Source organism: Stutzerimonas stutzeri, from assembly GCF_000935215.1.
Classification (GTDB): domain Bacteria; phylum Pseudomonadota; class Gammaproteobacteria; order Pseudomonadales; family Pseudomonadaceae; genus Stutzerimonas.
Window position 1 is genome coordinate 21,575 of record NZ_JXXD01000023.1, and the last position, 19,843, is coordinate 41,417.

General features: G+C 64.9%; 25 protein-coding genes. 16 read left to right on the forward strand and 9 right to left on the reverse strand.

The window, feature by feature from the left end; all coding sequences use genetic code 11:
• Positions 1 to 2 precede the first annotated feature (2 nt).
• Genes LO50_RS03450 through LO50_RS03460 form a run of 3 tightly spaced genes read left to right on the forward strand, consistent with a single transcriptional unit; the run spans position 3 to position 2,314 of the window.
• Complete coding sequence (locus LO50_RS03450; RefSeq protein WP_003304048.1) at positions 3 to 497, forward strand: single-stranded DNA-binding protein; 495 nt, start codon at positions 3 to 5, stop codon at positions 495 to 497.
• A gap of 10 nt (positions 498 to 507) precedes the next feature.
• Positions 508 to 1,392, forward strand: coding sequence for a sugar nucleotide-binding protein (locus tag LO50_RS03455; RefSeq protein WP_044314114.1), 885 nt, complete (start codon positions 508 to 510; stop codon positions 1,390 to 1,392).
• Positions 1,385 to 2,314: an NAD-dependent epimerase/dehydratase family protein gene (locus LO50_RS03460; RefSeq protein WP_044314115.1), complete on the forward strand. Its 930-nt coding sequence runs from the start codon at positions 1,385 to 1,387 to the stop codon at positions 2,312 to 2,314. The genes LO50_RS03455 and LO50_RS03460 overlap by 8 nt, the downstream gene beginning before the upstream one ends.
• 74 nt (positions 2,315 to 2,388) lie before the next feature.
• Here LO50_RS03460 and LO50_RS03465 read toward each other — a convergent pair whose 3' ends face one another.
• A complete protein-coding gene (locus tag LO50_RS03465) occupies positions 2,389 to 3,072 on the reverse strand; it encodes an OmpW/AlkL family protein (protein WP_014821587.1) in 684 nt (227 codons plus the stop codon).
• 184 nt (positions 3,073 to 3,256) lie between these two features.
• Between LO50_RS03465 and LO50_RS03470 the strand changes: the two genes are divergently transcribed.
• From LO50_RS03470 to LO50_RS03495, 6 genes are read left to right on the forward strand one after another with little or no spacing between them, the layout of a single operon-like run.
• A complete protein-coding gene (locus tag LO50_RS03470) occupies positions 3,257 to 4,042 on the forward strand; it encodes a DUF3450 domain-containing protein (RefSeq protein WP_044314116.1) in 786 nt (261 codons plus the stop codon).
• Positions 4,039 to 5,385 carry a MotA/TolQ/ExbB proton channel family protein gene (locus LO50_RS03475; RefSeq protein ID WP_044314117.1) on the forward strand — a complete coding sequence of 449 codons (1,347 nt, stop codon included), beginning with the start codon at positions 4,039 to 4,041 and terminating at the stop codon, positions 5,383 to 5,385. The genes LO50_RS03470 and LO50_RS03475 overlap by 4 nt, the downstream gene beginning before the upstream one ends.
• Positions 5,378 to 5,923, forward strand: a complete 546-nt coding sequence (locus LO50_RS03480; RefSeq protein WP_014821584.1) for a MotA/TolQ/ExbB proton channel family protein — start codon at positions 5,378 to 5,380, stop codon at positions 5,921 to 5,923. The genes LO50_RS03475 and LO50_RS03480 overlap by 8 nt, the downstream gene beginning before the upstream one ends.
• 11 nt (positions 5,924 to 5,934) lie before the next feature.
• Entirely contained in the window at positions 5,935 to 6,348 is a 414-nt protein-coding gene (locus tag LO50_RS03485) for an ExbD/TolR family protein (protein WP_023444691.1), read from the forward strand.
• Positions 6,348 to 7,061 carry an energy transducer TonB gene (locus LO50_RS03490; protein ID WP_014821583.1) on the forward strand — a complete coding sequence of 238 codons (714 nt, stop codon included), beginning with the start codon at positions 6,348 to 6,350 and terminating at the stop codon, positions 7,059 to 7,061. The genes LO50_RS03485 and LO50_RS03490 overlap by 1 nt, the downstream gene beginning before the upstream one ends.
• Position 7,062: 1 nt before the next feature.
• Positions 7,063 to 8,154: a tetratricopeptide repeat protein gene (locus LO50_RS03495; RefSeq protein WP_044314118.1), complete on the forward strand. Its 1,092-nt coding sequence runs from the start codon at positions 7,063 to 7,065 to the stop codon at positions 8,152 to 8,154.
• Between the two features lie 34 nt (positions 8,155 to 8,188).
• Here the strand turns inward: LO50_RS03495 and LO50_RS03500 are convergent, their stop codons facing one another.
• Genes LO50_RS03500 through LO50_RS03515 form a run of 4 tightly spaced genes read right to left on the reverse strand, consistent with a single transcriptional unit; the run spans position 8,189 to position 11,333 of the window.
• Entirely contained in the window at positions 8,189 to 8,701 is a 513-nt protein-coding gene (locus LO50_RS03500) for a DUF3299 domain-containing protein (protein WP_014821581.1), read from the reverse strand.
• Between the two features lie 8 nt (positions 8,702 to 8,709).
• Entirely contained in the window at positions 8,710 to 9,975 is a 1,266-nt protein-coding gene (locus LO50_RS03505; protein WP_044314119.1) for an ABC transporter permease, read from the reverse strand.
• Between the two features lie 3 nt (positions 9,976 to 9,978).
• Complete coding sequence (locus LO50_RS03510) at positions 9,979 to 10,686, reverse strand: ABC transporter ATP-binding protein (RefSeq protein ID WP_044314120.1); 708 nt, start codon at positions 10,684 to 10,686, stop codon at positions 9,979 to 9,981.
• Positions 10,687 to 10,703: 17 nt separating this feature from the next.
• On the reverse strand, positions 10,704 to 11,333 hold the full coding sequence (locus LO50_RS03515; RefSeq protein ID WP_014821578.1) for a DUF2796 domain-containing protein: 630 nt from the start codon (positions 11,331 to 11,333) through the stop codon (positions 10,704 to 10,706).
• A gap of 95 nt (positions 11,334 to 11,428) precedes the next feature.
• Between LO50_RS03515 and LO50_RS03520 the strand changes: the two genes are divergently transcribed.
• Positions 11,429 to 11,779 carry a hypothetical protein gene (locus LO50_RS03520; RefSeq protein ID WP_044314121.1) on the forward strand — a complete coding sequence of 117 codons (351 nt, stop codon included), beginning with the start codon at positions 11,429 to 11,431 and terminating at the stop codon, positions 11,777 to 11,779.
• A 26-nt stretch (positions 11,780 to 11,805) separates the two neighbouring features.
• Here the strand turns inward: LO50_RS03520 and trxA are convergent, their stop codons facing one another.
• Positions 11,806 to 12,675 carry a thioredoxin gene (gene trxA / locus LO50_RS03525; protein ID WP_044314122.1) on the reverse strand — a complete coding sequence of 290 codons (870 nt, stop codon included), beginning with the start codon at positions 12,673 to 12,675 and terminating at the stop codon, positions 11,806 to 11,808.
• Between the two features lie 205 nt (positions 12,676 to 12,880).
• Here trxA and yedE point away from each other — a divergent pair, with 205 nt between their 5' ends.
• Together yedE and yedF are read left to right on the forward strand one after the other, a co-directional pair.
• Positions 12,881 to 14,107, forward strand: coding sequence for a selenium metabolism membrane protein YedE/FdhT (gene yedE, locus LO50_RS03530; protein ID WP_044314123.1), 1,227 nt, complete (start codon positions 12,881 to 12,883; stop codon positions 14,105 to 14,107).
• Complete coding sequence (yedF, locus tag LO50_RS03535) at positions 14,076 to 14,315, forward strand: sulfurtransferase-like selenium metabolism protein YedF (RefSeq protein ID WP_023444682.1); 240 nt, start codon at positions 14,076 to 14,078, stop codon at positions 14,313 to 14,315. The genes yedE and yedF overlap by 32 nt, the downstream gene beginning before the upstream one ends.
• Before the next feature lie 31 nt (positions 14,316 to 14,346).
• On the opposite strand, the gene thpR is transcribed toward yedF, so the two are convergent.
• From thpR to LO50_RS03550, 3 genes are all read right to left on the reverse strand, one after another.
• Positions 14,347 to 14,865, reverse strand: a complete 519-nt coding sequence (thpR, locus tag LO50_RS03540; protein ID WP_044314124.1) for an RNA 2',3'-cyclic phosphodiesterase — start codon at positions 14,863 to 14,865, stop codon at positions 14,347 to 14,349.
• Between the two features lie 72 nt (positions 14,866 to 14,937).
• On the reverse strand, positions 14,938 to 15,594 hold the full coding sequence (locus LO50_RS03545) for a class I SAM-dependent methyltransferase (protein ID WP_044314125.1): 657 nt from the start codon (positions 15,592 to 15,594) through the stop codon (positions 14,938 to 14,940).
• Positions 15,591 to 16,016: a YbaY family lipoprotein gene (locus LO50_RS03550; protein WP_023444679.1), complete on the reverse strand. Its 426-nt coding sequence runs from the start codon at positions 16,014 to 16,016 to the stop codon at positions 15,591 to 15,593. Before LO50_RS03550 ends, LO50_RS03545 begins: the two co-directional genes overlap by 4 nt.
• A 112-nt stretch (positions 16,017 to 16,128) precedes the next feature.
• Here LO50_RS03550 and nrdR point away from each other — a divergent pair, with 112 nt between their 5' ends.
• The 4 genes from nrdR to ribBA form a co-directional block, all read left to right on the forward strand.
• Positions 16,129 to 16,596 (forward strand): transcriptional regulator NrdR, encoded by a 468-nt coding sequence (gene nrdR / locus LO50_RS03555; RefSeq protein ID WP_003281766.1) that lies wholly within the window; start codon positions 16,129 to 16,131, stop codon positions 16,594 to 16,596.
• Entirely contained in the window at positions 16,593 to 17,693 is a 1,101-nt protein-coding gene (gene ribD, locus LO50_RS03560; protein WP_044314126.1) for a bifunctional diaminohydroxyphosphoribosylaminopyrimidine deaminase/5-amino-6-(5-phosphoribosylamino)uracil reductase RibD, read from the forward strand. Before nrdR ends, ribD begins: the two co-directional genes overlap by 4 nt.
• Before the next feature lie 522 nt (positions 17,694 to 18,215).
• A complete protein-coding gene (locus LO50_RS03565; protein ID WP_011912026.1) occupies positions 18,216 to 18,878 on the forward strand; it encodes a riboflavin synthase in 663 nt (220 codons plus the stop codon).
• Between the two features lie 11 nt (positions 18,879 to 18,889).
• A partial coding sequence (gene ribBA, locus LO50_RS03570) for a bifunctional 3,4-dihydroxy-2-butanone-4-phosphate synthase/GTP cyclohydrolase II (RefSeq protein WP_044314127.1) occupies positions 18,890 to 19,843 on the forward strand: 954 nt, incomplete at its 3' end.

Sequence of the window (19,843 nt, forward strand, 5' to 3'; positions counted from 1 at the left end):
CCATGGCCAGAGGGGTGAATAAAGTCATCTTGATCGGCAATGTCGGCGGCGACCCGGAAACCCGCTACATGCCCAATGGCAATGCGGTGACCAACATCACGCTGGCAACCACCGATAGCTGGAAGGACAAGCAGACCGGCCAGCTTCAGGAGCGTACCGAGTGGCATCGCGTGGTGTTGTTCGGCAAGGTTGCCGAGATCGCCGGCGAATACCTGCGCAAGGGTTCGCAATGCTACATCGAGGGACGCCTGCAGACCCGCGAGTGGGAGAAGGACGGCGTCAAGCGCTACACCACCGAAATAGTCGTCGACATGAACGGCACCATGCAGCTGCTCGGTGGCCGTGGCGGCAGTTCCGACGATGCGCCGCGTCAGGCTCGCCCGCAGCAGCGTGAGCCGCAGCAGGCGCCGCGTCAGCAGGCCCAGCCGCAGCAGCCCGCTGCGCGGCAGCAGCCGGCACCGGACTACGACAGCTTCGACGACGACATCCCCTTTTAGAGTTATCTGAATGCGAATGCGCCTGATGCTGTTGGGCGGCGGCAATGCCCTGGGCCAGGCGCTCATCCGCCTCGGCGCCGAGGAAGACATAGGCTTCCTCGCGCCGCGACCGCCCGCTCAGGGCTGGGACGCCGCCAGTCTTACCCAGTTGCTCGACGACAACCGTCCGGATGTCGTGGTCAACCTTGCCTACTATTACGACTGGTTTCAGAGCGGACAGCCCAACGAGCCGGCGCTCGCCGCACAGGAGCGTGCGGTCGAGCGGCTCGCCGAACTCTGTCAGCACCATGATTTCGTCCTGTTGCAGCCATCGAGCTACCGGGTATTCGACGGTGCCCGAACCACGGCCTATAGCGAAAAGGACGAAGTGGCGCCGCTGGATGCACGAGGCAGGGCGCTTTGGCGCATCGAGCAGAGTGTGCGTTCGCTATGCCCGCGACATGTCCTGCTGCGTTTTGGCTGGTTGCTCGATGACAGTCGGGACGGTGTTCTAGGGCGCGTGCTGCAACGACTCGAGCAGAGCGAGGCGATACTGCTGGCGGATGACCGGCGCGGCAATCCGACACCTGTCGACGATGCCGCGCGTGTGATCCTTGCGGTATTGAAGCAGCTCGACTGCCAGGCTCCGCTGTGGGGTACCTATCACTACGGCGGACATGAGGCTTCCACCCCGTTGCTGGTCGCCCAGGCGTTGCTCGGCGAGGCCGGCAAGTATCGCGACGTCACAACGGCGAATCTGACGGCCGTGGCGCATGCCGCCTGTTCGGATGCCGCAGCCGAGCCGCAGCACGGCGTACTCGCCTGCAAGAAGATTTTTACCACTTTCGGCATCAAGCCTCGCGCCTGGCGCACCGGGTTGCCGAACCTGTTGGAGCGTTACTACCGTCATGGCTGATGCCCCGATTCTGGTCACCGGCGGTGCCGGGTTCATTGGATCGAACCTGGTCGATGCGTTGCTGGCGCGCGGCTATGCCGTTCGTGTGCTGGACAATCTCTCGACCGGCAAGCGCGAAAACCTGCCGCAAGATACACGCGTCGAGCTGATAGTCGGCGATGTCGCCGATGCCGATTGCGTGCGTCGTGCGGTGCAGGGATGTCGGGCGGTGGTGCATCTGGCCGCGGTGGCGTCGGTGCAGGCGTCGGTGGATGATCCATTCCGTACGCACCAGAGCAACCTGATTGGCACGCTGAATCTGTGCGAGGCGATGCGCGAGGCGGGTGTGAAACGTGTGCTGTTCGCCTCGAGTGCGGCGGTCTATGGCAACAATGGCGAAGGCCAAGCCATCGACGAAGAGACGCCGATGGCGCCCCTGACACCCTATGCCGCGGACAAGCTAGCCAGCGAGCACTACCTGGATTTCTATCGGCGCCAGCATGGTCTGGAGCCGGTGGTGTTCCGTTTCTTCAATATCTTCGGGCCGCGGCAGGATCCATCGTCACCGTATTCCGGTGTGATCAGCATCTTCACCGAGCGGGCGCAGAAGGGTTTGCCGATTGCGGTGTTCGGCGATGGCGAGCAGACGCGCGATTTTCTCTACGTTGCCGATCTGGTCGAGGTGTTGGTGCAGGCGCTGGAGTCGCCCGAGGCAGTGGAGGGCGCGGTGAATGTTGGGCTGAATCAGGCCACTTCTCTGAATCAGCTGCTAGCGGCCATCGGTGACGTGTTGGGCGGGCTTCCCGAGGTGAGCTATCAGGCCGCGCGGCCGGGGGATATTCGACATTCGCGGGCGAATAATGCCCGGCTAGTGCAGCGCTATCGTCTGCCGGAACCGCCGACCGGCATGCGGGAAGGGTTGGCGAAGCTGTTGGGTTTGTAGGTTGCAAACTCTGAAAGCACAAAAGGCGCCCTAGGCGCCTTTTGTCTGTCTGCGATCCGGCTGGGCCGGTTACGTCAGAACTTGTAGCCGAGACCGACCATGTAGACGAAGGGGTCGACGTCTACGTCGACTTTGACTTTGTCGCCAGCCAAGTAAGTGGTGCCGGTCGTGTCGATGTCGATATAGCGAAGCTGAGCGTTCAGCATGATGTTGTCGGTCAGCATATAGTCCATGCCAACTTGAGCGGCCAGGCCCCAAGAGTCCTTCATGTCCAGTCCGCTAAAACCTTTGTCTTCGGCGCTGCTGCTCAGTTCGGTGTCGAAGAACCAAGTGTAGTTGATGCCGGCACCGACATAAGGCTGGAACGCTGAGGTCTTGTCCAGCGGGTAGTAGATAACGCTGAGGGTCGGCGGCAGGTGCTTGAGGCTGCCCAGCTTGCCGTTCAGGCCTGCATATGGTCCTGGCATTCCCTTCACGCCAACGTCGTGACTGAAAGGAGTTGCGGCCAACAGTTCAATACCCACCTTGTCGGTGACCATGTAGGCGAAGTTCAGGCCCAGCTGAGTATTGCTGTCCAGCGTAGCTTTGGAGCCAGCGACGTCGCCGAGAACGGCATGGTTGATGTCACTGCTATCTTCGTGCGGATCAACGGTAATAGCACCAGCGCGAACGATGATGTCCCCGGCTTCGAAAGCCTGGGCGAAGGGTGCGGCCAGCGCCAGGGCCAGCGCGGAAGCGGTGAACAGGGTCTTGCGCATGATGATGCTCCGTTTGTTGGAATGCGATTGGGCGCCATGGTAGGTGCTGAGCGCTGGGGCTTTTTGATCCAGCTCAATGAAAAACGCCGCCTCGACTGCGACGAAACGCCCGGGTTGCTTTGCGTCAACTCACAGATGATAATGTTTCTCTTTTGAGTTAACGACCGTCTGCAAGGACCCTTCAATGCCTTCCTTCTTTCCCCGCCTGCTGGCGGTTGCCGTGCTGCCGTGCTGTCTTCAGCTTTATGCCGGGTCGCTGTCCGCGGCACCGCTGGATGCTGCGCTGGATGAGAGCGAGCGTTTGTCTGCGGAGGCGAAGGCCTCGCAGGCGCGGATCGACCAGCTCGACGACGCCACTCGCGAGATGCTCAACGAGTACCGCAGTGCTTTGCAGCAGACCGAAGCGCTGAAGGCCTACAACAAGCAGTTGCAGGAGCTGACCGCGGCGCAGAACAAGGAGCTGGTGGGCTTTCAGCGCCAGCTGGACAGCATCGAGCGCACCCAGGAAGCCGTTACGCCGCAGATGAGCCGTATGGTCGAGGTGCTGGGGGAATTCATCGCGGCCGATCTGCCGTTCCTCCCCGATGAGCGTGCCGACCGTCTGGCCGGCCTGCAGGACCTACTGCCACGCGCCGACGTCAGCCTGGCGGAAAAGTACCGGCGCATCCTCGAGGCCTATCAGATCGAAAGCGATTACGGTCGCACGCTGGAAGCCTGGCGTGGCGAGCTGCCGGGCGACGCGGAGTCACGCAGCGTCGAATTCCTGCGGCTCGGTCGAGTGATGCTCTATTACCAGACTCTCGATGCTCACGAGAGCGGCTGGTGGAATCCGCGGACGCGCGCCTGGGAAGTGCTCGACGGCAGCGCCCGCCGACCGCTTACGCAGGCCATCGCCATCGCCCGTCAGCAACAGGCTCCGGCCTACCTGCAATTGCCCGTGAAGACCCTGGCCGAGGAGGCCGCGCAATGAGCCGTCTGTTTTCCCTCCTTCTTGTCGTGCTGTTGCCCCTCACGGCTCATTCGGCAGAAACGCTCAGTCCCGACCAGCTGCTCGAGCGCATTCGCAGCGACCGTGCCGCCGAGGTCAGCGCCATGCAGGCCCGCGAGCAGGCCTTCGTTCGTGATCGTGGCGAGCAGCAGCAACTGCTTTCCCGTGCCCGTGCCGCACTGGCCGAGCAGAAGGTCGAGGCCGAGCGCCTGAAGGCCGACTTCGATCGCCAGGAGGCCGAGCTGGCCGAGCAGGAAAAACTCCTGGCGCAGCGTGTTGGCCATCTGGGTGAGCTGTTCGGCGTCGTGCGCCAGAGTGCAGGTGACATCGCTGGCCAGTGGCAGGACAGTCTGCTCAACGCCCAGTATCCCGAGCGCCTGACCCAGCTGCGTAGCCTGGCGGAAAGCCGCGCGCTGCCGTCGGCCGATGACCTCGATGCGTTCTGGATGACCCTGCTGGAAGACCTGGCGGCCAGCGGCCGCGTCGAGCGCGTACCGCTGCCGGTGGTGGGCACCGATGGCGCGCGCAGCGAGCAGCCGGTACTGCGGGTCGGCAGCTTTTCCGCATTCACCGACGAGGCCTTCCTGCGCTACGACGCCGATGCCGGCGAGCTGCTGGTACCGACACGCCAGCCGTCCGGTCAGGGTTTGATCGAAGACTATCTGAGCAGCTCCGATGCGCTGGCTACATTGCCGGTGGATCCGAGCCGCGGCACGCTGATCGCCCAGCTGCAACGCCAGCCGGACCTGTGGGATCGCGTCAAGCAGGGTGGTCTGGTGGGTGGCGTCATTCTGGTGCTCGGTGCCGTCGGCCTGCTGCTGGCGATCTGGCGCATGGTGTATCTGGGTGGCGTCGGTCGCAAGGTGGGCAGCCAGATGCGCGAGCTGAACCAGCCGCGCGACGACAATCCGCTCGGCCGCATCATCGGCGTGCTGGGGCCGAAGCCACAGTTGTCGGATCTGGAGACCCTCGAGCTCAAGCTGGACGAGGCGATCCTCCAGGAGACCCCGCCGCTGGAGCGCGGTCAGCCGCTGCTCAAGCTGCTGGCGGCCGTTGCTCCGCTGCTCGGCCTGCTGGGGACCGTGACCGGCATGATCATCACTTTTCAGGCCATCACCCAGAGCGGTGGCGGCGACTCGCGGCTGATGGCCGACGGCATCTCCCAGGCGCTGGTAACCACGGTGCTGGGCCTGGTGGTGGCGATTCCGCTGCTGTTCCTGCACAGCCTGCTGGCCAGCCGTAGCAAGGCGCTGATCCAGTTGCTGGAGCAGCAGAGCGCCGGCCTCATCGCGCTGCACCTGTCGGGGGCGCCACGCCGTGACTGATCTGCGCGCTCACTGGCTGGGTCTGATCGACAGCGGTCACGCGCTGCTCGATTTCATGGCTGCCGGCGGCGTGGTGATGTGGGCGCTGGCCGGCCTGTGCGTACTGTATTGGACACTGGTCTTCGAGCGCCTCTGGTTCATGCGGCGGGTCTTCCCGCACTGGGTCGAATCGCGTCGGCAGGCCTGGGCGCAGATGGCCGATGAGCCTGGTAGCTGGCAGCGTGCGGTGCGTTCGGCCTGGCTGGCGCAGGCTCAGCAGCAGTTGTCCGGACCGCTACGGCTGAGCAAGACTCTGGTGGCGATGTATCCGCTGCTTGGCTTGCTCGGTACGGTCAGCGGCATGATCGCGGTTTTCGACGTGCTGGCGCTCAGTGGCTCCGGCAACCCACGCGGCATGGCCGCGGGTGTCTGGCAGGCGACCCTGCCGACCATGGCCGGCATGGTGCTGGCCATTACAGGATTGTTCAGTCTGGCGCGCCTAGAGCGAATCGCGCGCCAGTCTCTCGACCGGCTGGCTGACCAGCTGCGTCACGACTGAGGATTAGCGGGATGCGTATGCGCCGTCATCATTACCAGCAGGAAGAAGATACCGGCATCGATCTCACGCCGATGCTCGATGTGGTCTTCATCATGCTGATCTTCTTCATCGTCACCAGCTCCTTCATCAAGGAATCCGGTGTCGAAGTCCAGCGCCCGCAGGCGGACACCGCCAGCACCCAGGACAAGGGCAATATCCTCATCGCCGTCACGGCCGATGGCCAGGTCTGGATCGACAAGCAGGTGGTTGACGTACGCAGTGTGCGGGCGCATGTCGAGCGTCTGCGCGTGGATCAGCCGGAGGGCGCGGTGGTCGTCCAGGCTGACCAGGATGCGCGCACCGGCCTGGTGGTGCAGGTCATGGACCAGGCGCGTCAGGCCGGCGTGCAAGACGTTGCACTGGCCGCCAGCACGGGGTCGCGCTGATGCAACCGCGGCTGGTCCGTTTCAGTCTGGCCTTCATCGCCGCCTGTGTGGTGGCGTTGCTGCTGTTCGCCCTGATGCTGAGCATGGTCAATCCCCCGCGCAGCAAGATTGAGGAAGATCCATTGGCGATTGCCAATTTCGTGCGCATGGATGGGCGCAACGAGGACACCGCCACGCGCTCACGTCAGCAGGCGCCACAGCCGCCGCAGCCGAAGACGCCGCAACCGCCGACGCCACCGACGCCGAATATGGCGACGCCAGACGCCAATCTGCCCAAGCTCGACCTCGACCTGCCGAACATCGACGCAGGCGTATCGGTCGCCACCGCTCCGGCGCCCAGTCTGTCCGGCCTGACGGCGGCACAGAGTGCCCCGGCCGCGGCGCCAGCGCCGGCCAGTGCGGCAGTCGAAGCGGCGGGCAAGCCCGGCGGCCCGGAGCAGGAAGTGATGCCGCTCAATGATGTACGTCCGGAGTATCCCTACCGTGCGCGGCAACAGGGCATCGAAGGGCATATCAAACTGGCGTTCACCATCAACCCGCAGGGGCGGGTGGAGAACATCCGCGTGCTGGAAGCCTCGCCTCGTAACGTGTTCGATCGCGAGGCCCGGCGCGCGGCGGCCCGCTGGCGTTTCGCGCCGCGTACCGAAAACGGTGCACCGGTATCCCGTGAAGCCGTGAAAACCCTGCACTTCCGCCTGCAAGGAGAACGCTGAGATGCTTCGTTTGCTGCTCGTGCTGTCGCTTTTTCTCTCCGCTTCGGCCCAGGCCGCCCAGGCCATCGACCCCGCGGTGTTCATGGCGCTCGAGCGAGCGCAGACCGCGCAGAGCAAGGGCGACTATGCCACTGCGCGCAAGGCGCTGGAGGGCGTCAGCGCCAAGGCCGGTAGCGGTGAAGAGGCGTTGCTCTGGCGCAGTCGCGGCTATCTGGCCTGGGCCGAAGGCAATAATCGCCAGGCGCTGGAATGGCTGGACAAGGCAGTGGCCAGCGGCAAGCTGGACGAAGAGCTGCTGGCCGGCGAGCGGATGAACCTTGCGCGGCTGAACCTGGTCGAGGGTCGCTACGCCAAGGTGGTCAGCCTGCTGGGATCGGCTAATCAGGGCAACGAAGAAGTGCTGCAGATGCTGGTGCAGGCTTACCAGGGCCTCGGTCAGCATGCCAAGGCGCTGCCGCTGGCCGAGCGTTATGTGCAGGCGAACCCGAAGGCGGGCGATACCTGGCTGCAGTTCCTGGTTGCCGGCAACGCCGAGCTCAAGCGCTATCAGGCTGCCGAACGCTGGCAACAAAAGCTGCTGTTGCGCCACCCCGATCAGGTCAAGGCCTGGCGGCAGCTGGCCGGCCTGCAGCAGATGGCCGGCGCTGAAGATCGCGCGCTGGCGACGCTGCGCACTGCGCACGCGAAGGGCTTGCGCTTCAGTGAGGCGGAGCTGGACAACCTGGTCGCTCTCGCTAGTGCCGCTGGGCAGCCATGGCAAGGCGCCAAACTGCTCGAAGGTATGCTGGCGTCACGCTTGCTGCCGAGCAATGCCAGTCGCCAGGAGCGCATGGGCATGCTCTGGTGGCAGGCCCGCGAGCGCACCGAGGCCGCGAAGATCTATCGCCAGCTGGCGACTCAGACCGGCAGCGCGAAGTTCTGGATGAATGTGGCGCAGCTCGAGCTGGAACAGGCTCGTTGGCAGGCCGGGCTTGACGCGTTGAAGCAGGCCGAGCGGGCCGGCGCCGAGCGTCGTCGCGTGCGCGAATGGCGCGAGTGGGCGGAAGGTGAGCTCAGTTTCGAGCGTGAGAAGCAGATCGCCAGCGCGCACTGATCGAGCTGGCAGAACGTAACCTGCCGGCTGGTGATTACTGCAATTCGTAGGGATAGATCTTCTGTGCCTGCATGCGATAACCAGCCTCCGCCAGCTCGCTGCTGGCGTGTTCCACCCTCAGCGGCCCCTCGATCCAGAAGGGTTCATATAGCGCTTCCACCCGCACGCCCAGCTCGCTGGTGGCATGCACGATCTGGTTGGATGGCGGCGGGGGCACATGAATGCAGGCGCCGAAGTAGGGCACCAGCAGGAATTCGATGACGCGCCCTTCCTCGGTCATGTCCAGCGGCACGATATACCCCGGCAGCTTCACCATCTGCCCATCGAGCGCTTCGACCACTGGCGCGGCCGGCGACTGTTGTGCGGCAGCCGGCCCAGCCTCGGCAGCGAGTGCATCGGCCAGCTGCGACATGTCATGCATGGCCATTGGCGGCGGTGGTGGCGGCGCGCCCTCGGGAATCAGCTCCGACCACTGTAGATCGCGGACGTCATCGGCATGGGCAGAGACTGCACAGGCCAGTAGCAGAGCAAGCAGCAGGCGCGACATCGGGTTCCTCACAGTCGAATCGACAGGCCATCGGCCAGCGATTGGCGATAGGCCCGCCAGGCCGGCACGCTGCCCATCAGCAGTGCCGCCAGCAGAATAGCGCCGAGCAGTCCCCACTCATAGGCGCTCGGCCAGGCCAGCGGCAGATAAAGGCCGTAGAGGCTCTGCAGCGGCGACTGCGCGATCGCGATGCCGATATACAGCAGGGCCAGCCCCAGCAGCGTGCCCGCGAGGGCGAGGCCGAACGCCTCGATGATCAATAGCGCGGCGATATGCCAGGGGCGAGCACCCACCGAGCGCAGGATCGCCATCTCCCGGCGTCGCTCGTTGAGGCTGGTGAGGATCGCCGTGAGCATGCCGATCAGGCCGGTCAGCACGACGAACAGCGAGACCACGAACAGCGCCTTCTCGGCCGTGCCCATCAGGCTCCAGAGCTCCTGAAGGGCGACGCCGGGCAGGATCGCCAGCAGCGGCTCGCCGCGGTACTGGTTGATTTCCCGTTGCAGGGTGAAGGTGGCGACCTTGCTGTTCAGACCGAGCAGGACCGCAGTGATCTGCTGCGGCTGGAGATCGAGTGCCCGCGCTTGCTCGGCGTCGATACGCGCGGCGCCGCGGGCTGGCATGCCGTTCTGCCAGTCGACATGCAGCGCTTCCATGCCGGCCAGGCTGATGTGCAGGGTACGGTCGACCGGCGTGCCGGTGCGCTGCAGCACGCCGACCACGCGGAACGGTTTGTCATCGTGCTGTACAAGGCTGACACGCGCTACGCCATGGGCGAGGACGATGCTGTCGTCGAGTTTGTAGCCCAGTGCACTGGCCACTTCCGCGCCAAGCACGACCTCGAAAGGATCGCTTTCGAAGGCGCGGCCTTCGGCCAGTTGCAGCGGCTGTTTGCGGCCGTAGCGGTAATGCTCGAAATAGGCCGTGTTGGTGCCCATTACGCGATAGCCACGATGGGAGTCGCCCAGGGAAATCGGAATCGCCCAAGCGACCCGCGGGTGTTCGGCGAAGCGCTGGTAGCTGTCCCAACGGATGTTGTTGGTCGCATTGCCGATGCGGAAGACCGAGTACAGCAACAGATTGACCGAGCCGGAGCGCGCACCGACCACCAGATCGGTGCCGCTAATGGTGCTGGCGAAGCTGGCGCGGGTTTCGTTGCGCACCCGTTCGACGGCGAGCAGCAGGCACACCGAGAGGGCGATGGAGAACACGGTCAGCAGGGCGGTGAAGCGCCGATTGTTCAGGCTCGCCAGGGCCAGGCGCAGGAGATACATCGCTCAGCACTCCACTGCGCGCGTCGCGCGATTGAGCTCGGCCAGCGACAAGCTGCGGTCGAACAGTGGCGCCAGGCTCTGGTCATGGCTGACGAACAGCAGGCTCGCGCCGGCTGCGCGGCACTCGGAGAACAGCAGCTGCAGAAAGACTTCGCGGCTATCCGCATCCAGCGCCGAGGTCGGCTCGTCGGCGATGACCAGCTCCGGCTGGCCGATCAGTGCGCGGGCAGCGGCGACGCGTTGCTGCTGGCCGATGGAGAGCGCATCGGCACGACGCTCGAACATCCCCGGGGGCAGTCCCAGATGCTCCAGCAGGCTCGCCGCCGCGGCATCCGTACTGCCGTGGCGCTTGCGCGCACGTTCGGCACGCAGCGGCGAAAAATGGCAGGGCAGGCCGACGTTCTCGCGTACCGAAAGAAAAGGCAGCAGGTTGAACTGCTGGAAGATGTAGCCGGTGTGATCGACGCGGAAGCGGTCACGGGCACCGGCCGACAGGCTGCCGAGGTCGCGGTCGAGCAGGCGGATACTGCCGCGGCCGGCCTTTTGCACACCGCCGATCAGGCCGAGCAGGGTGGTCTTGCCGCTGCCCGACGGGCCCTTGAGGAACAGGCTTTCGCCGCGTTCGAGGCGAAACGTGGGAATGTCCAGCAGCTCGGCCTGGCGGGGCCAGGCGAAGCCGAGGTTGTCGATTGCGAGGAGTGGAGCGCTCATCGGGGTCCCGTGCTGGTTCAGAAGGGCAATTGCGCGCGGGCCGGCGTCAGTTCCGTGCCCTGCTGGCCGCTCGGGCCGATCAGTTGTACCTGAATCTTTTCCGTGCCGGGAAAGCTTTCGAACAGCCGTGTGAGATCCAGTGCGCGCAGCGCCTCTGGGTTGCTGCAGTCGAGTTGGTAGTGCGCTTCGATGTCGCTGTGGCCACCGGCTTCGTGGTCGTCGTGGTCGTGCTTATCCTCCTGCTTGTGTTCGTGATCATCGCCGCGCTGATAGCCCGCATGGGCCGAGCCGAGCAGTTCGCCGGCAAACTGCTGCTCACTGACGCTGCAACCTGCCGCCGCCGGGAGGCCGAACAGGGCCAGAGGTTGTTCCAGTTGCGAGCGTACGCTGGCGATCTTCGCCTCATCTGCTGCGCTGGCAGCAGCGTGCTCGAAACCGAGCAGGTTCATCGCCGGGCTGATCAGCTCCAGCTCCAGCTGATTGCCATCCAGTGCCGCATTCAGGCGCGCCGCGCCATGCTCATGCGCACCCAGGCTGGTGGCGCCTTCGTGTTCATGGTGATGATCGTCTTCATGTGCTTGGCTGTAGCTCAGGGGCAGCAGAAGCATAGGCACGGCAAAAAGTAGGTGGCGCATGGTCGGCTCCATCGAAAGGGGTTCGTTACGTTATAACAACTTTGCCGTGCGGCTGGCCAGTCCGCTGCCTTCATGTGAGGATGAACGCATAGCTCTGGAGGGACAGCATGATTCGAATCCGCGGACGCATAGGAGATTGGCCGGTCGATCTTGAAATCGAGCTGGACGCCCAGGACTGGATGAACCTGACCCGTAGCGTCGGCACCGATGAGGCTGCGGTGGGTGGCGTCCAGGCGCCTGCGACGCCACCTGGCGATGCCCTGTGGCACAGTGCGCGGGAGCGACTGCGCTGCGCCGGCAAACTGGACGGCCCGGAATTGCTCGCCGAACTGGAAGCGCTCGCCGGCAATGCGTTGCTGGCCAAGCGGCTGCTGGTGCGCTTGCGTCACTGTGACGAGGTGAAGGTCGAGCACGGCGCCGACTCGGCTTGCTATCACTGGGTCGGCGCGCCTTCCTGATGGGCGCGCCGGAGGTTTGCCCGCGATCAGTAGATCGCCTGGTAAAGCTTGCGGCGGTACAGCGTCACCAGCGGGTGGTCATTACCCAGCAGATCGAAAACCTGTAGCAGCGTCTTGTGCGGCTGCCCATCGGCGTACCCGCGGTTGCGCACGAACAGCTTGAGCAGGCCGTCGAGCGCCGCCTCGTATTGCTGGCGAGCCAGTTGCTGGATGGCCAGCTGATACGCCGCTTCATCGTCCTCGCCATTCTGCGCCAGGCGACTCTTCAAGGTGGCGACTTCCGGCAGGTCGTTGGCCTGGCGCAGAAACGTCAGCTGAGCACGGGCGCCGGCCAGAACCTGCTTGTGCTCATCGCCTTTTACCGCGTTGAGCACCGTTTCCGCTTCGCCCAGTTCTCCGCGCTCGGCCAGGCAGCGGGCATAAAGAATCAGCCCGGCAGCGTTCTCGTTGTCTTCACTCAGCAGCTGCTGCAGCTGCGCCTCGGCCTCGGCGAAACGGCCTTCGGCGAAGGCGGCCTGCGCGCTTTCCAGCAGGTTGCCCTGCGGCGTCGCCGGAGCCTGCACGTGGGGCTCGAGCATGGCGCGAATCGCCGATTCGGGCTGCGCACCGGCGAAACCGTCCACTGGTTGACCATCCTTGAACAACACCACGGTTGGCAGGCTGCGGATGCCGAAACGGGCGACGACCTCCTGTTCGATGTCGCAGTTGACCTTGGCCAGCAGCAGCTCACCCTGATACTCCTCGGCGATCTTCGCCAGTAACGGCATCAGGGCCTTGCACGGCGCGCACCATTCGGCCCAGAAATCCACCAGTACCGGCTTGTGAAACGAGTTCTCGAGCACCAGCTGTTCGAAGCTGGCGGTGGTGACATCGAAGATATAGGGCGTCTGGCTCATCGGGATTCTCGTGGGCACGAATGACAGGAAAGGCGTGCATGGTATGTGGGGGCGCCCGCCACGGGAAGCAAGGGCTCGCATGCCCGCGGCCATTGGTCTATGGTTGCGCCCGCCGGATGGCACGGCTCTTTGCCGGCTCATCGTGGCGCAACCCTTTTCCTAGACCGGTGCGGCGTTTGCAGTCGCGCGTCATAAGGAGCTTCACATGTCCGTTCTCTCCGACTTCCGGGAGCGCTACCTCGTGCGCTTCTGGTCGCCGCTGCCCGCGCTTGTCGCGCTGGGCGTCGCTTCCGCTTACTACTTCGCCATAACTGGCACCTTCTGGGCCGTCACCGGCGAGTTCACTCGCTGGGGTGGGCACGTCATTTCCTGGTTCGGCTACGCACCCGAGGAGTGGAGTTACTTCAAGCTGATCGGCTTGTCCGGCACGCCGCTCGATCGCGTGGATGGCGTGATGATCATCGGCATGTTGCTTGGCGCACTGTGTGCGGCGCTGTGGGCAAACAACGTCAGCCTGCGCTGGCCGACCAGCAAGCGCCGCCTGTTGCAGGGGCTGATCGGCGGGGTGGTCGCCGGCTTCGGCGCGCGCCTGGCGATGGGTTGCAACCTGGCGGCTTTCTTCACCGGCATTCCGATGTTCTCGCTGCACGCCTGGGCTTTCATGTTGGCTACCGTGGGTGGTGCCTGGATCGGCGTGAAGATCTGCCTGTTGCCCTGGTTGCGCACGCCGCTGAAGGTCGGCAGCCAGGCCAGTACGCTGTTCGGCGATGCGGAAGGCACGCGGCGGCGGGCCACGGTGCAGGCCCGGATCGGCACGGCGGTCGCGGTGCTTGCGGTCGCCTTCGCTGCCTGGCGTTTCGATGCCTCGCTGGTGCTGGGCATGGCGGTGCTGTTCGGACTCCTGTTCGGCGGGCTGATCGAGCGCGCACAGATCTGCTTTACCAGTGCCGCGCGCGATCTCTGGACCACCGGCCGAACCCGCGCTGCCTACGGCATCCTGCTGGGCATGGCTGTGGCCTGCGTCGGTACTTTCGGTGCCATCGCGCTAGGGGCAAGCCCGAAGATTTTCTGGATGGGGCCGAACGCAATCATCGGTGGCGTGCTGTTTGGTATCGGTATCGTCGTTGCCGGCGGCTGCGAAACCGGCTGGATGTATCGCGCCATGGAAGGGCAGGTGCATTTCTGGGTGGTCGGCGTCGGTAACGTTATCGGCGGTACTCTGGTGGCGGTCTACTGGGACGAACTCGGCACCTCGCTGGCACTGCCCTATCCGAAGATCAATCTGCTGGAGAGCTTTGGCCCGGCCAGTGGCTTGCTGCTGACCTTCGCCGGCCTGGCCGTCGCCATGTTACTGGTGCACCTCAATGCACGTCGTTTCCAATCGAAAAGGAGCCCTGCCCGTGAGCCAGGCCAAACCGAATCTCTCGCTTGATCTGCGTGGCGAGCATTGCCCGTACAACGCCATCGCTACGCTGGAAACCCTGGAAACCATGCAGCCGGGGCAGCTGCTCGAGGTGGTAACCGATTGTTCGCAGTCGGTGCATGGCATCCCCGAGGACGCCAAGGCCAAGGGCTACAACTGCCTGGCAGTGGAACAGCACGGCCCGCTGTTTCGTTTTCTGATCGAAGTGCCGCGTTGAGAGACTGCGCCATGGCGGCTTTGAAGGGGTGTTATGGCAGAAGTGGCCAGCTGCCCAGCTCGTCGTAGCGCACGCCGTCCGCCGTATTGACTGAACGGTAGAGCACGAAGCGATCGACATGCCAGGTGAGGTCCGGCGCCGGTTGCTGCGCTCGGCTCCGGGCCTGGCGGCTCAGCGTCAGGTGCGGCAGGAATGGCCGGCAGTCGAGCACGACGCCAAGCGCTGCCAGTCGTTCGCTCAGTGCTTCGACCAGCTGCAGCAGTGCGGGTGGTGTGCTGGCGGGCTGCAGGCAGATGAAACCTTTGCCGATGGTGGTCAGGCGGTCGAGGGTCAGGCTGAAAGCTTCGGCGTGCACGGTTGCAGCCATCTGCAGCAGGGCGTCGAGGTGTTCTCTCGGTTGTGCGCCAAGAAAGGCCAGGGTCAGATGCAGGTTGTCCTGCGGCACTATTCTGCCGTCGAGGGCCTGGTCTTCACGCCAAGCGCAGATGGCTGCCGCCTGCTCGGGCGGGCAGGGCAGGGCGAAGAACAGGCGCAGGGTGTCGTCGATCATGGCGGGTCCCTAGTCGCAGCGGCACAGATTGGTGGAAAACGCTTCGCGGTTTTTCACCCTGGCTCAGACTCTTCAGCTCCTTGCTGCGTGATAGAGGCTCACGTGCCTGAACTCCGCAGGCTCTGCCAGATCCGGCCAGGTGCAGGCATCCAGCACGTCCAGGCGCCGATACAGCGGATGAGCGAAGTCGCGCACCCGTGAGTCAGCCACCAGCGCTTCCCGGCCTCGGCTGAGGAAGTGATCCAGCAGCGGCAGATTGGCGCGGTCGTAGAGCACATCGGCGACGATGATCAGATCAAAGCGATCCGCCTCGCCGAAGAAGTCCTGCGAATAGCGTAGCTCGACCTCGTTCAGCGCGGCGTTGGCCTGGCAGGCGGCGAGCGCCAGCGGATCGAGATCACAGGCCACCACTTCGACCGCGCCGGCCTTGGCGGCGGCGATGGCGGCGACGCCCGAGCCCGCGCCGAAATCCAGCACGCGCTTGCCGCGCACCCATTCCGGCCGTTCGGCCAGCCAGCGCGCCAGCACCAGGCCGCTGGCCCAGCAAAAGCTCCAGTACGGCGGCGCTTCGAGTATCCGCCGGGTTTCCTCGGGGCTGAAGGCGCGATCCATGTTGGCGGCGTCGATCAGCCAGAGTCGCAGATCGGTGCCCGGCAGCGGCTCGGCAACCAGGCGTGCGTCGCCCAGCAGATCGTTCAATGCCGCTTGTAAGGGTGCCGGTGCCGTCACGGCGCCGGGACCAGCTGTAGCGGGCCGAGCGCTTGGCTGGCGGGGCTGGCAATGCTGCGCGATGGCAGGCGCATGATCAGCTGTCCCGCTCGCGTGACACGGCCGCGCAGCTCCACGCGCTGGCCTGGACGGAAAGTGTCCGGGTTGAACTGCAGGATGAATGGCAATTCGCTGCCGCGGCCCTTGAGCTGCACGTTGCTCAGCAGGCGGTCTGGCTGGTCGCGGCGATCGACTTCCAGTAAGGCGAGTTCGACGTCGCTGCCAGCCGGCGCGCCGATCAGGCTGCCGCTCAGTTCGTTGAGCAATTTGGAGTGCGGGGCAGTGCTCAGCTCGACCGGCGCGGTCGGCGGCTCGCTGGGTTGGCTGCTGCAGCCGGCGAGCAAGGTCAGGAAGGCAGGGAGAACGAAAAAACGTGGCGGCACGGACAGCCTCCTGAACGATGATTGCGGGTTGTATAGCAGCAAAGCCGTCGCCTTGTCTTGCGGGTCGGATGCGCTACCATGGCCGTCCCGACGTACGACCGATTTCAGCCCCATGCATTGTCCCTTCTGTGCCGCCAACGATACCAAGGTCATCGATTCCCGCCTGGTTGCCGAAGGCGATCAGGTGCGCCGCCGCCGCGAGTGTCTGGCCTGTGGCGAGCGTTTCACCACCTTCGAAACCGCCGAGCTGGTGATGCCGCGCCTGATCAAGTCCGATGGCAGCCGACAGCCGTTCGACGAGCAGAAACTGCGCGCCGGCATGCAGCGTGCGCTGGAAAAGCGTCCGGTCAGCGTCGAGCGTCTCGAAGCGGCCATCGCCCATATCAAGCATCAGCTGCGCGCCACCGGCGAGCGCGAAATCAAGTCGCGGGTGCTCGGCGAACTGGTGATGGCCGAGCTGCAGAAGCTCGACGAGGTCGCCTATATCCGCTTCGCCTCGGTCTACCGCCGCTTCCAGGACCTCAACGAATTCCGTGAGGAAATCGAGCGGCTGTCCCGCGAACCCGCGAAGCCCGAATGACTACCGGGCACGCCTGGATGGCCCGCGCACTGCAGCTGGCGCGAAAAGGCCTGTATTCGACCCATCCGAACCCGCGGGTCGGTTGCGTGATCGTCGCCGCTGGCGAGCTGGTTGGCGAAGGCTGGCACGTACGCGCCGGCGAGCCACATGCCGAAGTCCATGCGCTGCGCCAGGCGGGTGAGCGCGCCCGCGGTGCCACCGCTTACGTCACCCTCGAACCTTGCAGCCACTACGGGCGTACACCGCCCTGTGCCGAAGCGCTGGTCAAGGCAGGCGTCGGGCGCGTAGTAGCGGCCATGCAGGACCCCAACCCGCAGGTCGCTGGGCGTGGCCTGCAATTACTGCGCAGCGCCGGCATCGAAGTCGCCAGCGGTGTGCTGGAAGCCGAGGCGCGCGAGATCAACTGCGGCTTTATCAAGCGTATGGAAAGCGGCCTGCCGTTCGTTCGCGCCAAACTCGCGATGAGCCTGGACGGGCGCACCGCGATGGCCAGCGGCGAAAGCCAGTGGATCACCGGCCCGGCCGCACGTGCCGAGGTGCAGCGCTTGCGCGCCCGCTCCAGCGTGGTGCTGACCGGCGCCGATACCGTGCTGATGGACGCCGCACGGCTGACCGTGCGTGGCGATGAGCTGGGGCTGGATGCGGAAACCACGGCACTGGCGCTGCAGCGTCCGCCTCTGCGGGTGCTGGTCGATGGGCAGCTGCGCGTGCCGCTGGATGCGCCGTTCTTTCAGGCAGGTCCGGCGCTGGTCGCCACCACTGTCGCTGGCCATGAGGGTGCGTTCGCTGCTGCGGGGCATGAGTTGCTGGTGTTGGGCCAGGAGCGGGTCGATCTAACTGCATTGTTGCGTGAGCTGGGCGCGCGTGGTGCCAACGAGGTGCTGGTCGAAGCCGGCCCGCGGCTGGTCGGCGCCTTCGCCGGTCTTGGTTTGATCGACGAATACCAGATATTCATGGCCGCCAAGTTTCTCGGCTCCTCGGCGCGGCCGCTGCTGGAGCTTCCGCTCGATCGCATGAGCGAGGCGCGCGAGCTGAAGATCGTCGACATCCGTGCGGTGGGTGACGACTGGAAGATCGTGGCACGTCCGGCCAGCTGATCGACAACCCGTGCCGGCTGTGGCCGCCGATAGCCTGCGTCTTGCATTCAGATAGCTGCTACCGGGCGATAACGGGCTGCCCCGCGCCGCTATTTGTGTTAAAAACGCTGCCGGGCCGCAAGCGGCCCAACGTTCTCAGGGCGGGGTGCGATTCCCCACCGGCGGTAATGGCGCAGTTACAAGGATGAAAGCGTAGCGAGCGCTGGGCAGGCAAGGCGTGATTCGACGAGAAAGCGGAGTTTACTGCGGTAAATGAGCATTTCGAGGAGGAGCACAACGCAGCATGCTCTGCGCGCAGTAGCTTTCAATCGCGTCTAGCCCGCGAGCGCTTGCTTCGGCAAGGTCAGCAGACCCGGTGTGATTCCGGGGCCGACGGTATAGTCCGGATGAGAGAGAGCGGGATATCCCGATGGACGCCGTCCGTGCGCCCGTCATGCATCCCTATCGATCCGTAGCGCCCTGTTTTTCAAAAACAGGAGTTCGTCGTATGCAGCGTTTTACCCGCCTTCCTCGGGAGGCCACATGTTCACCGGAATAATCGAAGCCATCGGCACCATCCGTGCGCTCACGCCCAAGGGCGGCGACGTACGCGTGCTGGTCGAAACCGGCAAGCTGGATCTGGGCGACGTCAAACTGGGCGACAGCATCGCCGTCAACGGCGTCTGCCTGACTGCGGTGGAGCTGCCGGGCAACGGCTTCTGGGCCGACGTCAGCCGCGAAACCCTGGCGCGCACCGCCTTTATCGACCTCAAGGCCGGCAGTCGGGTCAATCTGGAGAAGGCCCTGACGCCTACCAGCCGCCTCGGCGGGCACCTGGTCAGCGGTCACGTCGACGGCGTCGGCGAGGTCGTGGCGCGTGAAGATAACGCCCGCGCCGTACAGTTCCGCATCCGCGCGCCACGCGAGCTGGCCAAGTACATCGCGCTCAAGGGCTCGATCACCGTCGATGGCACCAGCCTCACGGTCAATGCGGTCAATGGCGCCGAATTCGAGCTGACCATCGTGCCGCACACCCTCGGCGAAACCATCATGGCCGACTACCGCCCCGGGCGGCAGGTGAACCTGGAAGTCGACCTGCTGGCGCGTTACCTAGAGCGCCTGATGATGGGCGACAAGGCCGCCGAACCCAAGGCCTCGGGGCTCACCGAAGGTTTTCTCGCCGAGCACGGCTACCTGAAGAATTGAGGAGACGCCCCATGGCGCTCAATACCGCTGAAGAACTGATCGAAGACATCCGCGCCGGCAAGATGGTCATCCTCATGGATGACGAGGATCGCGAGAACGAGGGCGACATTATCGTCGCCTCCGAATGCGTCACCGCCGAGCACATCAACTTCATGGCACGCTTCGCCCGCGGCCTGATCTGCATGCCGATGACCCGCGAGCGCTGTGAGCTGCTCAAACTGCCGCTGATGGCGCCGCGCAATGGTTCCGGTTTCGGCACCAAATTCACCGTTTCCATCGAGGCGGCTGAAGGCGTGACCACCGGCATTTCCGCGGCCGACCGCGCGCGGACCGTGCAGGCAGCTGTAGCGCGAGCAGCGAAAGCCGAGGACATCGTCAGCCCGGGTCACATCTTCCCGTTGATGGCGCAACCGGGCGGCGTACTGGCGCGTGCCGGTCACACCGAGGCGGCATGTGATCTGGCGCGCATGGCGGGCTTCGAACCATCCGGCGTGATCTGCGAGATCATGAACGACGACGGCACCATGGCGCGCCGCCCGGAGCTTGAGCTGTTCGCCGAGCAGCACGGGCTGAAGATCGGCACCATCGCCGACCTGATCCACTACCGCATGATCCACGAGCGCACCGTCGAGCGGGTTTCCGAGCAGCCGCTGGAAACCGAGCTGGGTCAGTTCAACCTGGTCACCTACCGCGACGGCGTCGAGGACACCGTGCACATGGCACTGACCCGCGGTGAAATCTCCCCGGAAGAACCCACGCTGGTGCGCGTGCACAACATGGAGCCGCTGCGTGATCTGCTGCTGGTCACCGTGCCGGGTCGCTGGAGCCTGCGTGCTGCGATGAGCGAAGTGGCCAAGGCCGGCAAGGGCGTTGTACTGCTGCTCGGCAACCCGCTGACCGGCCCGCAGTTGCTGGCGCAGCTGACCCGCCAGCAGCCGCCGACCCCGGCGACCTACAGCACCGTC